The sequence below is a fragment of the Planomicrobium stackebrandtii genome (genome assembly GCF_030814955.1).
GTDB lineage: Bacteria > Bacillota > Bacilli > Bacillales_A > Planococcaceae > Planococcus > Planococcus stackebrandtii.
In genome coordinates this window covers 61,484-74,964 of the sequence record NZ_JAUSWB010000010.1, presented here as the reverse complement: position 1 = coordinate 74,964, position 13,481 = coordinate 61,484, and the positions used below count along the sequence as shown (strand labels likewise).

General features: G+C 47.0%; 11 protein-coding genes. All 11 read left to right on the top strand.

The features are described from left to right. Positions 1–15 precede the first annotated feature (15 nt). Positions 16–606: a GNAT family N-acetyltransferase gene (locus QOZ98_RS17230; RefSeq protein ID WP_142829909.1), complete on the top strand. Its 591-nt coding sequence runs from the start codon at positions 16–18 to the stop codon at positions 604–606. Between the two features lie 142 nt (positions 607–748). Then, the gene (locus QOZ98_RS17225) at positions 749–2,479 is read left to right on the top strand and encodes an adenine deaminase C-terminal domain-containing protein (protein WP_308788532.1); all 1,731 of its coding nucleotides are present in this window, start codon (positions 749–751) and stop codon (positions 2,477–2,479) included. 5 nt (positions 2,480–2,484) lie between these two features. Beyond that, a complete protein-coding gene (locus tag QOZ98_RS17220) occupies positions 2,485–3,504 on the top strand; it encodes a DUF3048 domain-containing protein (protein WP_308788531.1) in 1,020 nt (339 codons plus the stop codon). 32 nt (positions 3,505–3,536) lie between these two features. Further along, positions 3,537–3,857, top strand: a complete 321-nt coding sequence (locus QOZ98_RS17215) for a YerC/YecD family TrpR-related protein (protein WP_142829903.1) — start codon at positions 3,537–3,539, stop codon at positions 3,855–3,857. A 75-nt stretch (positions 3,858–3,932) separates the two neighbouring features. Then, positions 3,933–4,625 carry a heptaprenylglyceryl phosphate synthase gene (gene pcrB, locus QOZ98_RS17210; protein ID WP_308788530.1) on the top strand — a complete coding sequence of 231 codons (693 nt, stop codon included), beginning with the start codon at positions 3,933–3,935 and terminating at the stop codon, positions 4,623–4,625. Positions 4,626–4,665: 40 nt separating this feature from the next. Further along, a complete protein-coding gene (gene pcrA, locus QOZ98_RS17205) occupies positions 4,666–6,879 on the top strand; it encodes a DNA helicase PcrA (protein ID WP_308788529.1) in 2,214 nt (737 codons plus the stop codon). A 15-nt stretch (positions 6,880–6,894) separates the two neighbouring features. Next, positions 6,895–8,901, top strand: coding sequence for an NAD-dependent DNA ligase LigA (gene ligA / locus QOZ98_RS17200; protein ID WP_308788528.1), 2,007 nt, complete (start codon positions 6,895–6,897; stop codon positions 8,899–8,901). Between the two features lie 12 nt (positions 8,902–8,913). Continuing rightward, a complete protein-coding gene (locus tag QOZ98_RS17195; RefSeq protein WP_308788527.1) occupies positions 8,914–10,044 on the top strand; it encodes a CamS family sex pheromone protein in 1,131 nt (376 codons plus the stop codon). A 101-nt stretch (positions 10,045–10,145) separates the two neighbouring features. Continuing rightward, positions 10,146–10,436 (top strand): Asp-tRNA(Asn)/Glu-tRNA(Gln) amidotransferase subunit GatC, encoded by a 291-nt coding sequence (gene gatC, locus QOZ98_RS17190; RefSeq protein ID WP_142829892.1) that lies wholly within the window; start codon positions 10,146–10,148, stop codon positions 10,434–10,436. A gap of 58 nt (positions 10,437–10,494) precedes the next feature. Further along, positions 10,495–11,925: an Asp-tRNA(Asn)/Glu-tRNA(Gln) amidotransferase subunit GatA gene (gatA, locus tag QOZ98_RS17185; RefSeq protein WP_407676717.1), complete on the top strand. Its 1,431-nt coding sequence runs from the start codon at positions 10,495–10,497 to the stop codon at positions 11,923–11,925. Further along, a complete protein-coding gene (gatB, locus tag QOZ98_RS17180) occupies positions 11,922–13,352 on the top strand; it encodes an Asp-tRNA(Asn)/Glu-tRNA(Gln) amidotransferase subunit GatB (RefSeq protein ID WP_308788525.1) in 1,431 nt (476 codons plus the stop codon). Before gatA ends, gatB begins: the two co-directional genes overlap by 4 nt. Positions 13,353–13,481 lie beyond the last annotated feature (129 nt).

The following is a 13,481-nucleotide window of genomic DNA, read 5'->3' as shown; positions in this document are numbered from 1 at the left end:
GAAAGGAGACAGATTATGAATTGGTATGAAAAATTAAATCAGTATTTTCCAGTTGAAGAAATGAAGTCAAAAGAGCATATGGATGCATTGCTCAAAGAAAAGGGCAGTGTCTACTATAAAGATGAGGGTCCTTATCATGTCTTGATGTATGCAGAATTCCCGAACTTTACCTTTGTCGATTATTTGTTTGTATCGAAAGAATCCCGCGGCATGGGTCTTGGCAAAAAGACCTTGCAGATGCTGAAGGACAAAAACAAGCCGATTATCCTGGAAGTCGAGCCGGTCAACTACGAAGATACGGACACGGAAAAACGTCTGCGTTTTTACGCTCGTGAAGGATTCGAACACGCCTCGTCAATCGGCTATTGCCGACGTTCACTGGCAACCGGTGAAGAGAATTCGATGGAAATTCTTTACTGGACTCCAAGCGGAGAAACAGAAGAGCAGATTTTCGAAGGAATGCAGAAAATGTATCAGGATATCCACACCTATAAGGATGAGCAGTTCTACGGGGAATCATATGATTCCGTTTCAGACGTATTGACCTTCCAGGAGGAAGAGAAAAAAGATGTCTTGAAACCGTTCAGTGATCCGATCAATAATTAATCCTAAATCCACGCATTCGCGTGGATTTTTTGTGTCCTCATTTAACCGGAATGTTCCCGTTTTTTTAGGGGATAACTGTATTTCATTGTATAATTATGCTACGATATTAAGTATTGAAATAGCAGAAAGAAGGTGCCGGCAAATGGTAAATCCTCTATGGAAGAACACCGAGATTCGAAATCAATTAAAGATTGTCACAAAGGAAGTTGCACCGGATCTTGTTTTGACAAATGCAACCTATCTCCACGGAATTTTTAAAAAATGGGTAACAGGGAATATTTGGATATCAAATGACCGCATCGTCTATGCTGGAAAAGAAATGCCGAAAATTGACGCATCTACCGAAGTAGCAGACATGACGGACAAATTTATTGTTCCGGGATACATAGAACCTCATGTTCATCCTTCTCAATTATATAATCCTCAAAGCTTTGCAGATTATGCGGCTCAAGGCGGAACCACCATGTTCCTCTCTGACAACCTAACCTTCTTTTTAGCGCTTGATAATGAGAAAGCGTTTTCATTGCTGGACCAATTGGCGGAGCTGCCGTTCAGTTTTTATTGGTGGACCCGTTTTGATTCGCAGACCGAATTGAATGATGAAGATAAATTATTCACTTCGACTTCAGTGGGAGAATGGCTTGATCGCCAGGATGTATTATTGGGCGGCGAATTGACCGGCTGGCCAAAGCTGATGGCTGGCGATGACCAAATGCTGTATTGGATTCAAAAAGCTAAAATGGGCTTGAAGAAAATCGAAGGGCATTTCCCGGGTGCTTCTGAAAAGACCTTGGCCCGCATGCGTTTGCTTGGAGCCGATGGTGATCATGAAGCGATGACGGTGGATGAAGTTGAAATGCGCCTGCTCCACGGTTACGGCGTAACGCTTCGGCATTCGTCCATTCGTCCGGATCTTCCGGATCTATTAAAAGGGATTGTTGAGCGGGATTTGAATGTCTTTGACAAGCTGATGATGACTACAGACGGCTCAACGCCGGCATTTCATTTGGATGGGGTCATGGACCTGTGCATTAAAATCGCACTGGAAGCGGGTGTACCGCCGATCGATGCCTATATGATGGCCTCTTATAACGTGGCCCGCTATTATAATGTAACCAGCTTGCACGGCCTTATTGCGACAGGCCGCTACGCCAACCTGAACATTCTTGATACACTGGAAAATCCAGTGCCATCAGGAGTTATTTCAAAAGGGGTTTGGCTGAAAAGGGATGGTGAAAAAGTGCAGTCATTGCCGAATATCGATTGGTCCATATTGCCTGACCTTGATATTGACTATGAACTGACAGATGATGATTTCCAGTTTTCGATGCCTTTTGGTATTGAAATGGTAAACGACGTCATCACAAAACCTTATTCAGTAAGTGTGGACAGCCACGACTCCGATTTATCAAAGCTGCATGATGAAAGTTTTTTGATGCTGATTGATAAAAAAGGAAAATGGCGCGTCAATACGCTGATCAAAGGATTTGCGCCGGGATTGGATGGATTTGCGTCCTCGTATACCAACACGGGCGATATTATTCTAATCGGCAAAAGCCGTAAAGATATGTGGATAGCTTTTAATGAACTGAAACGCTTAAAAGGCGGAATCATTCTTGCTGAAAACGGTGAAATCGTGCAAACGCTGCCGCTTCCATATGGAGGCGTGATGTCGGATCTGCCGATGGAACAGTTGATCGAACAGGAAAAAGCGCTGAAGAAAGCGCTCAAAGAACGAGGCTATAAGCACGGCGATGCGGTTTACACGCTGCTGTTTTTACAAGCCACCCACCTGCCGTATGTTCGGGTTACGCAAAAAGGAATTTACGATGTCATGAATAAAAAAATCCTGTTTCCTGCGTTCATGAGGTAGGGCTTATGAAAAACTGGGCGCTCATAATTGGGATCGTAGTTGTGCTCGCGGTTTTTGCCGCAGGATTTTGGCTGATTTTAAAGGAGGACCCTGTCGAAGAGCCATCAATCGATGATGCTTTAACATTTGCTCCTTTTACCGGGGAAGAGGCAGTGCCGCCGGCGAATCGCCGAACTGTTATGGCGGTTATCAATAACCATCCAGATGCCCGTCCGCAGACAGGGCTTAGGGAAGCGGACATCGTTTTTGAAATGATTGCAGAGTACGACATTACGCGGTTTGTCGCGCTTTACCAAAGTGATTTTCCGGATACGTTTGGTCCCATGCGCAGTGCGAGGGAATATTTTGTTGAGCTTGCTGCTGCTTATGATGCTTTTTTTGTGGCTCACGGCTATAGCCCGGATGCCCAAGTGATGCTGGAATCAGGAGTGGTTGATCATGTAAACGGCATCGATCATGACGGTACCCTTTTTGAGCGATCATCTGATCGCATCGCGCCGCATAACTCCTATATCTCTTTGGATAACATTGAAACGGCTATGGAAAATGTGCAGGCTTCTCCCGAATACAGCGGAAACTCGCCTTATCATTTCTCTGGTTCGGCTGGAAATGATAAACTTGAGAAACAGGCTCTTTCGGTAAGAGTGGAGTACGGGACAAATGAGCTGTTTTTCAGTGACTTTACATACGATACCCAATCACATCTTTACAGCCGATCGTCCGGAGGCGTACCGACAACCGATAAAGAGACCCTGGAAACAGTCGAAGTTTCAAATGTTCTGGTTTTTGAAGCGCAGCACCAAACTGTTGATTCCGAAGGGCGGCAGTCAATCGACTTGGCAAGCGGCGGGAATGCCCTGCTTTTCCAGGGCGGCGGTGTGCGTGAGATAGAGTGGAGTTCGATTGACGGCAAGCTTGTGCCGACAGCAGATGGAGAAACGGTGGACTTGGTTCCGGGGAAAACCTGGATCCACATCATTCCCTCTTCTCCCGGCATGGCAAGATCCGTCAGTTATACGCCATGATGATCACAGCAATGAAAGGATGTTGAAGCTGCATGCAAGTTGATAAAATCAGAGGCCATCAGACCGATCAGTTGATCGAAGCTGTGCTGGCCTTGAAGGATAAAGAAGAAGCTTATCGTTTCTTTGATGATCTATGCACAATCAGTGAAATTCAATCGCTGTCACAGCGGCTGGAAGTGGCCCACATGCTTCGCATGAAAAAAACGTACGAAAAAATAAAAAATGAAACAGGTGCAAGCACGGCGACCATTTCCCGTGTCCGCCGTTGCCTGAACTACGGCAATGACGGTTATGATGAAATGCTGGGACGCCTTTATCCTGACGAAAAACCGTTTGAACTGCCAAAAGACTGAACAGAGAACCGACTCTGTTCGGTTTTTTTGTTATAATAAATTGATGATAAATGATGCAAAGTTGGGTGAAACGAGATGGATTTCAAAACATGGCGGCATGTCTTTAAATTAGATCCGGCAAAAGAGATAGCGGATGGACATTTGGAACGAATTTGCAGATCCGGGACTGATGCCATCTTGATTGGCGGCAGCGACAATGTCACACTCGACAATGTCCTTCATTTAACGGAACGGGTGCAAAGCTACGGGCTGCCGATGGTGCTGGAAGTATCAGCCATCGATTCAGTGGCGCCGGGCTTTGACTATTACTTTATCCCGACAGTGCTCAACAGCGATGATCCGAAGTGGATAAAAGGCCTTCATCATCAAGCAATCCGCGAATATGGCGAAATTCTGGACTGGAATGAACTGATTCCGGAAGGCTATTGCATTTTAAATGGAGATTGCAAAGCAGCCAAATTGACTGGCGCGAAAACACAGCTGGCTGCGGATGAGGTTTTGGCTTATGCGCGCCTGGCAGAACATTTTTTCCGGCTGCCTATTTTTTACATGGAGTACAGCGGTGTTTATGGAGACATGAAGCTGGTCCGGAAAGTGAAAGAGGTCCTTGCTGAAACCCGTTTGTTTTACGGCGGCGGCATCGATTCAGCTGACAAAGCGGTCGCGGCGTTAAACGCCGCAGATACCATTGTAGTCGGCAATATTATTTATGAAAATATTGATAAAGCGATTGAAACCGTAGAGGCAGTTGCGGAAACGGCTGACTAATCGTTATAATAATAAGAACGAACGTTCGAGGTGGTGCACAATGGAATTGATAACGAAAAACTTACTGAACGGAATGAACCCGGAACAAGCAGAAGCCGTCAAGACGACTGAGGGGCCTCTATTAATCATGGCAGGGGCGGGATCCGGCAAAACCCGTGTGCTGACGCACAGAATCGCTTATTTGGTGCTGGAAAAACAAGTTTACCCATCCAATATTCTGGCGATTACGTTCACCAATAAGGCAGCACGCGAAATGCGCAACCGGATTGATGGATTACTGGGTCACGGAACAGGCCAGCGCATGTGGGCTTCCACATTTCACTCGATGTGCGTACGGATTTTGCGGCGCGATATCGACCGCTTAGACATGTCGAGAAACTTTTCGATTCTGGATACGACCGACCAATTAACGGTCATTAAGAATGTATTAAAGCAGCAAAACCTGGACCCGAAAAAGTATGAACCCCGAACAATGCTGAATGCCATTTCATCGGCAAAAAACGAATGCATCGATGCAGCGCAGTTTGCGGCGGACATGAATCAGTTTAACCCGTATGAAAAAACGGTATCTGATGTCTACACAGCATACGAAAAGCGGTTGAAGAAAAACCAGTCGCTCGATTTTGATGACTTGATCATGACAACGCTGAATTTGTTCAATACGGTTCCTGAAGTGCTGGAGTTTTACCAAAATAAATTCCATTACATCCATGTGGATGAGTATCAGGATACCAACAATGCCCAGTATCAGCTGGTCCAAAAATTGGCCAGCAAGTTCAAAAATATTTGTGTGGTCGGCGATTCGGATCAGTCAATTTATCGCTGGCGCGGAGCGGACATCACCAACATCCTGTCATTCGAGAAAGATTACCCGAATGCCAAAGTGATCATGCTGGAGCAGAATTATCGCTCGACTAAACGCATTTTGCAGGCGGCGAATGATGTGATTCAAAAAAACACCAGCCGCTATCCGAAAGAACTGCGGACCGACAACGATGAAGGCCCTGCGATTACCTTGCACAAAGCGGGAGATGAGCGTCAGGAAGCACAATTCGTTGTGCAGACCATACAAAGGTTGATGGATGAAGACAATTACAAGACGTCGGATTTTGCCATTCTCTACCGCACCAACGCCCAATCCCGGATTATGGAGGAAATGTTTGTCAAGTCGAATATGTCCTACACGATCGTTGGGGGAACTAAGTTCTATGACCGCAAAGAAATCAAAGACCTGTTGGCGTATTTGCGGCTGATCGCAAACAACGACGACGATTTGTCGCTCGCCCGTGTCATCAATGAACCAAAGCGCGGGATTGGCTCGACTTCTTTTGAGAAGATGGCGCGTTTTGCGATTGAGCAGGACCGCACGATCATGGATTCGCTGCAGGAAGCTGACTTTATGGGGCTGACCCCCAAAACAGCGCAAACCGCCCTGGAATTCCGTACGATGATCGACAGCTTTACGCAAATGCAGGAATATTTGTCGGTTACTGAGCTGGTTGAGGAAGTGTTGAAAAAATCAGGCTACCGCCAGATGCTGCAAATCGACAAAACAATCGAAGGCGAAAGCCGACTTGAAAACCTGGAAGAGTTCCTGTCGGTGACCAAAGCATTCGAAAAGCAAAGCGATGACAAGTCGCTCGTTGCTTTCCTGACAGATTTGGCGCTCATTTCAGATATTGATTCTTTGGATGACGAAGAAGATGCTGATGGACCAATTATCTTGATGACGATGCATGCTGCAAAAGGGCTGGAATTTCCTGTCGTCTTTATTATCGGACTGGAAGAAAACGTCTTTCCGCATGCACGTTCGAATAATGACGACGAAGAATTGGAAGAAGAGCGGCGACTCGCTTACGTCGGGATTACCCGTGCCGAGAAACGTCTGTATTTGACGCATGCATCTTCCCGTACGCTGTTCGGAAAAAGCAATTTCAATATGCCGTCCCGTTTTATTTCGGAGATTTCAGAAGACTTGATCGAACAGACAACGGCGCATCACCGTGCAGGTGCAGCTACCAGCTACAGACAGGCACCAAGACGTGCGGCTGTGGCACGCCCCGGCTATAATCAGTCAGGCGGAGACAAGCTCGGCTGGAAAACCGGTGATCGGGCAACACATAAAAAATGGGGCACCGGAACGGTCGTCAGCGTCAAAGGCGAAGGCGAACAAACCGAACTGGATATTGCATTTCCAAGCCCTGTCGGCATCAAGCGGCTATTGGCCAAATTTGCGCCGATTGAAAAAGTGTAATCGGGAGGAAACCGTATGGATCGCATAAAAGCGGAAGAACGCGTAAACGAATTGAACGAACTGCTTCGGAACTATGGCCATGCTTATTACGTTTTGGATAAGCCGGCTGTTCCGGATGCCATCTACGATCAAATGCTGAACGAATTGATCGACTTGGAAACACTTTACCCTGATTTGGTTTTTCCGGATTCTCCGACCCAGCGCGTCGGTGGAACACCGATTTCGACGGTTGCCAAAGTGACACATGAACGGCCGATGCTCAGCCTATCCAATGTCTTTGGTGAAGAGGATCTGCGCGAATTCGACAAACGGGTTCGCAGCGGCGCAGGCGACGGGATTGAGTATGTCTGTGAGTTGAAGATTGATGGCCTTGCAGTGTCACTCATGTATGAAGACGGGAAATTTGTCAGAGGCGCCACGCGTGGCGACGGACGCATCGGTGAAGACATCACTGTCAACTTGCGGACCATCCAGTCGATTCCACTAAAATTAAAGCAGCCGGCTACACTTGAGGTACGCGGCGAAGTCTTCATGCCGAAAGGATCCTTTCTTGCCTTGAACGAACAGCGGGGCGAGCGGGGTGAGGAGCTTTTTGCCAATCCGCGAAACGCCGCTGCTGGATCGCTGCGCCAATTGGATCCGAAAGTTGCGGCGAGCCGCAACCTGGACGTCTTCATCTATGGAATTGGTGGAGACGGAGAAACTTACAATCTTTCTGAACATGATGAATCGCTCGGTTACCTGTCTGAGCTCGGATTTAAAACCAACGAAGAGCGAAAAGTTTGCACGAGTGTTGAAGAAGTTCTGGCTTATATCGAGAAGTGGACAGAAAACCGCACCAAGCTATCTTATGAAATTGACGGCATCGTCATCAAAGTCAATCGCTTTCTTCATCAGCAGGATCTTGGCTTCACAGCAAAAAGCCCGAAATGGGCCACGGCCTACAAATTCCCTGCCGAAGAAGTGATGACAACGGTTCGCAACATTGAATTGAGTGTTGGCCGTACAGGTGTGGTCACACCGACCGCTATACTGGATCCGGTTTCTGTCGCAGGCACGACTGTCCAACGGGCTTCTTTGCATAACGAAGATTTGATTAAGGAAAAGGATATTCGCATCGGCGACAAAGTTATTATCCGAAAAGCGGGAGACATCATTCCGGAAGTGGTTTCGGCCATCGTTGAGCAGCGGTCAGGGGACGAGTTGCCTTTCGAGATGCCGACCCATTGTCCGGCTTGCGACAGCGAGCTTGTCCGCATCGAAGGAGAAGTCGCTCTTCGCTGCGTTAATCCGCAATGCCCCGCACAAATTACCGAAGGGCTGATTCATTTTGTCTCGCGCAACGCCATGAATATTGACGGGTTGGGCGAAAAAGTCATTGAGCAATTATACCGGGAAGGGCTGATCCGGGACATTTCCGATATTTACAAGTTGACCAAAGAACAGCTGCTCGAGCTGGACCGCATGGGCGACAAATCGGCTTCTAACCTGATTTCGGCCATTGATGCTTCGAGAAGCAATTCTATGGAGAAACTGCTGTTCGGCCTTGGCATCCGCCATGTAGGTGAAAGAGGTGCGCGTATTTTGTCCGAGCATTTCGGTACAATGGAGCAGCTGATCAAAGCATCAAAAGAAGAGCTGGTTGAAATCCACGAAATCGGCGAGAAAATGGCCGATTCCGTCGTTGCTTATTTTGATAATGAAGAAGTTCGGGCATTGATGGAACGTTTGCGTGAGGCTGACGTCAACTTAACATACACCGGCACACGGATTCGCGTGGAAGCAGGAGCCAATGCATTCGCAGGCAAAAAAATCGTATTGACCGGCAAGCTGGAGCAACTGACCCGGCAGGAAGCCAGCGCACAAATCGAAGCGCTTGGCGGCAAACTGTCCGGAAGCGTCAGCAAAAAAACCGACTTGCTGATTGCCGGCGAAGAAGCAGGTTCCAAGCTCGACAAGGCACTGGAGCTGAAGGTGGCCATATGGGACGAAGAACGTCTCGTTGAGGAATTGAACAAATAAGGGGATTTTAACATGAAACGCATATGGTGGATTCCGATCAGCTTGCTGCTGTTAACGGGATGTGTTCCTTCCGGGACCGATGAAGAAACGGAAGTGATAAATGAAGAAGAAGAAGTAGAGACGGCAATCATTCCGAGCATGCAGTTGGATGATCAGTTTTACCGTACACTTCTGCCATATAAAGAAAGCGCCACGAGAGGGAAAATCGTCAATCGCCTAAACTCCCGCTATGATATTACCGAGACTGAAAACGGCTTGCTGCGGTTGTCCCAAAAGCAATTTTCTCCTGATGATTATTACTTCCAGGAAGGCCAAAAAATTACGGATGAAGACGTGACTGCCTGGCTGCAGCGGGTCAGCAAGGACAATCCGGCTGGTTTGAATGCGGCTGATGAACGAACTGCAGCACAAAAAGAGGCGGGCGATCGGGCACCCGCTGAAATACTGGCCCATGTCATTGAACAGAACTATTTAGTGAAGACTGATGAAGAGACAATTCGGCTGGGTGGAATTTCAGTCGGCTTGGCGTTGAATTCGGTGTATTACAGTTCGGAAGATGGAATCTCCTATGAAGAAGAAATTCCACGGGAACAGATTGAAAAAGAAGGCAAGCGAATGGCGGATGAAATCGTCAAGCGACTGCGTGAAAAAGAAGGGCTGGGCGATGTGCCGATTGTTGTTGGGCTCTTCGAGCAAAATTCCCGCAACGCGATGGTGCCCGGCACTTACTTCTCATACGGGGCAGCTCCAGGCGGCCAAGAAGCCGTTGCAAATTGGACGGCAGTGAATGAAGCCTATGTGCTATTCCCGACGGCAGGTACAGATGAACGCTACCGTGATATTGATACGGCATTCCGCAACTTCAAACAGGATGTTGAAATTTACTTTTCCAATTTTACCAGTGTGATCGGCACAGGATTTTATCAGGAAAATGAATTAAAGGAACTTAAGATTGAAATCCCAATTCAGTTTTATGGAGCAGCCGAAGTAATCGGATTTACGCAATATGTAACGGGGCTTGTCGGCGAACATTTCCCTGAAAATGTATTGGTGGAAGTCAGTGTGACCTCCACCAACGGCCCTGAGGCATTGGTGTTGCGAAAAGCTGGGGAAACCGAACCATTTGTTCACATTTATGAATAAATTGCATGAAAACGGGGATGGCCATGCGGCTGTCCCTATTCATTTTTTTAGAAAAATGTTATGATATAGCGTATGTTTACTGAATCCGGAGGTGTATAAAAATGGCGAAAATGACTAAAGAAGAAGTGATCGAAGTCGCTCATTTGGCGAGATTGGCAATTACTGATGAAGAAGCGGAACATTTTGCAGATCAGCTGGAAGCAATTACGAATGCAATGGAATTGCTAAACGAACTGGATACAGAAAATGTTGAACCGACCACTCATGTTTTGCAAATGGTCAACGTATTGCGTGAAGACAAATCCATTCCTGGATTGGACCGCGACTTGGTTTTGAAAAACGTAAAAGAGCACGAAGGCGGACAAGTAAAAGTCCCAACAATCTTAGAGTAGCCGGAAGGAGGAACCATAGATGTCATTGGTGGATAAAACTGCTGCACAATTGCAGGAAATGATACATACAAAAGAAACAACGATTGCTGAATTGACCCAAAAAGCGTTTGACCGCATCGAGGCCCTCGAGCCGAAAGTGGATGCTTTTCTGGCACTGAATAAAGACCGCGCAACACAACAGGCGAAAGAAATGGATGGAGTACCGTTTGCTGAACGCGGACCTTTGTTTGGATTGCCAATCGGAGTAAAAGACAATATCGTAACTGAAGGCCTGGAAACAACGGCTTCGAGCCGGATCCTTGAAGGTTTCAACCCGATCTACAATGCCACTGTGGTGGAAAAGTTAAAAGAAGCCGGAATGGTAACAGTCGGCAAATTGAATATGGATGAATTCGCAATGGGTTCTTCCAATGAAAACTCGTATTACAAAAAAACTAAAAATCCATGGAATCTTGAAACCGTTCCTGGCGGTTCTTCAGGCGGCTCTGCTGCTGCAGTTGCAGCAGGAGAAGTGCCATTCACTTTGGGCTCGGATACCGGCGGATCGATTCGCCAGCCTGCAGCTTTCTGCGGCGTAGTCGGCATGAAGCCGACTTACGGACGGGTTTCCCGTTTCGGCCTGATTGCATACGCTTCTTCATTGGACCAAATTGGGCCAATCACAAGAACGGTAAAAGACAATGCATTGTTATTGAATGCCATTTCCGGGCATGACGATAAAGATTCAACTTCTGCCAACGTGGAAGTACCTGATTTCGCTGCTGCATTGACAGGCGACATTACAGGCTTGCGCATCGGTGTTCCAAAAGAATATTTTGCTGAAGGCGTCGGTGAAGCAGCAAAGCAAGCTGTCCATGATGCATTGAAAGTGCTGGAAGAGCGAGGCGCGATCTGCGAAGAAATCTCGCTGCCGCATTCAAAATACGCCTTGGCTACTTATTATTTGTTGGCTTCGTCTGAAGCATCTTCCAACCTTTCCCGTTTTGACGGAATCCGTTATGGCTACCGTACCGAGAAAGCCGGAAACCTTCTTGAGTTCTACATGAATACCCGTTCTGAAGGATTTGGCGACGAAGTCAAGCGCCGCATAATGCTTGGCACATACGCACTGAGCTCAGGATATTACGATGCTTATTACAAGAAAGCACAAAAAGTCCGTACTTTGATCAAAAAAGACTTTGACGATGCTTTTGAAAAATACGATGTTATTATTGGCCCAACAACGCCGACACCGGCATTCAAAATCGGTGAAATCATCGATGATCCATTGACGATGTACGCCAACGATATTTTGACGATTCCAGTCAACCTTGCAGGCGTGCCGGCAATTTCAATCCCATGTGGATTTGAAAATGGCTTGCCATTGGGGCTGCAGATTATTGGGAAATATTTTGATGAAGAAACGGTATACCGTGTTGCTGATGTATTTGAACAAGCAACTGATTTCCATAAAAAAACTCCTCAAACTTGGGAGGGAGCAGCACAATGAATTTCGAAACGATCATCGGGCTTGAAGTCCACGTTGAATTAAAAACAGAATCGAAAATGTTTTCTCCAGCACCTGCTCATTTTGGTGCTGAACCAAACACCAATACGAATGTCGTTGACCTTGGCTATCCGGGCGTTTTGCCGGTAGTCAACAAGCGTGCAGTAGATTGGGCAATGAAAGCGGCACTGGCATTAAACTGCGAAATTACCCGCCATACCAAGTTCGACCGCAAAAACTATTTCTACCCAGACAATCCGAAAGCTTATCAGATTTCCCAATTTGATCAGCCGATCGGTGAGCATGGCTGGATTGAAATCGAAGTAAAAGGCGAGAAGAAACGCATCGGCATTACGCGCCTTCATATGGAAGAAGATGCTGGGAAACTGACGCACACTGGCAATGGCCATTCATTGGTCGACTTTAACCGGCAAGGCACGCCGTTAATTGAAATCGTTTCAGAGCCGGATATCCGCACAGCTGATGAAGCTTATGCTTATCTGGAAAAAATCAAAGCGATTATTCAATACACGGGTGTTTCCGATGTACGCATGGAAGAAGGATCATTGCGCTGCGACGCAAACATCTCGCTTCGCCCATTCGGCCAGGATGAATTTGGTACGAAGACAGAATTGAAGAACTTGAATTCATTCAACTTTGTCCGCAAAGGCATTGAGCATGAACAGGTTCGCCAGGAGCAGGTGCTGCTTGCAGGTGGAATCATTGAGCAGGAAACACGCCGCTATGACGAATCGACCGGGAAAACCTTGTTGATGCGCATCAAAGAAGGATCTGACGATTATCGTTACTTCCCAGAACCGGATCTAGTCGACATTATCATCGACGATGCTTGGTTAGAGCGTGTCCGTGCTGAAATTCCGGAATTGCCGGATGCCCGTAAAGCCCGCTACGTATCGGAGCTTGGCATGTCTTCTTATGATGCCATGGTACTGACGCTGGCGAAACCGATTTCCGATTTCTTTGAAGCGACGGTAACTGCCGGGGCTGATGCGAAATTGGCATCCAACTGGCTGATGGGCGAAGTATCGGCTTATCTGAACGCTGAGCAAAAAGAGCTGGAAGATACAGCATTGACTCCTGAAGGTTTGGCCGGCATGATCAAACTGATCACAGATGGTACGATTTCATCTAAAATCGCCAAGAAAGTCTTCAAGGAATTGATTGAAAAAGGCGGCGATGCGAACGACATCGTCAAAGCGAAAGGGCTTGTACAGATTTCGGACGAAAACACATTGCGTGAATTTGTCACAACGGCACTCGACAGCAACCCGCAATCGATCGAAGACTTTAAAAACGGCAAAGACCGCGCAATCGGATTCCTTGTCGGGCAAATCATGAAGCAAACAAAAGGGCAGGCGAATCCGCCGCTGCTCAATAAAATCCTTCTTGAAGAAATTGCAAAAAGATAAAAAAAGTTGTAGATAGGCAAAAGGATGGTCCGTTATGGGCCATCCTTTTTTAATGATTGTATGCAGTGAGCGCGTTATTGCGTTGTCGGGAACCAAGCATCGACTAGAGGCGTCATTACTGCGATGGTC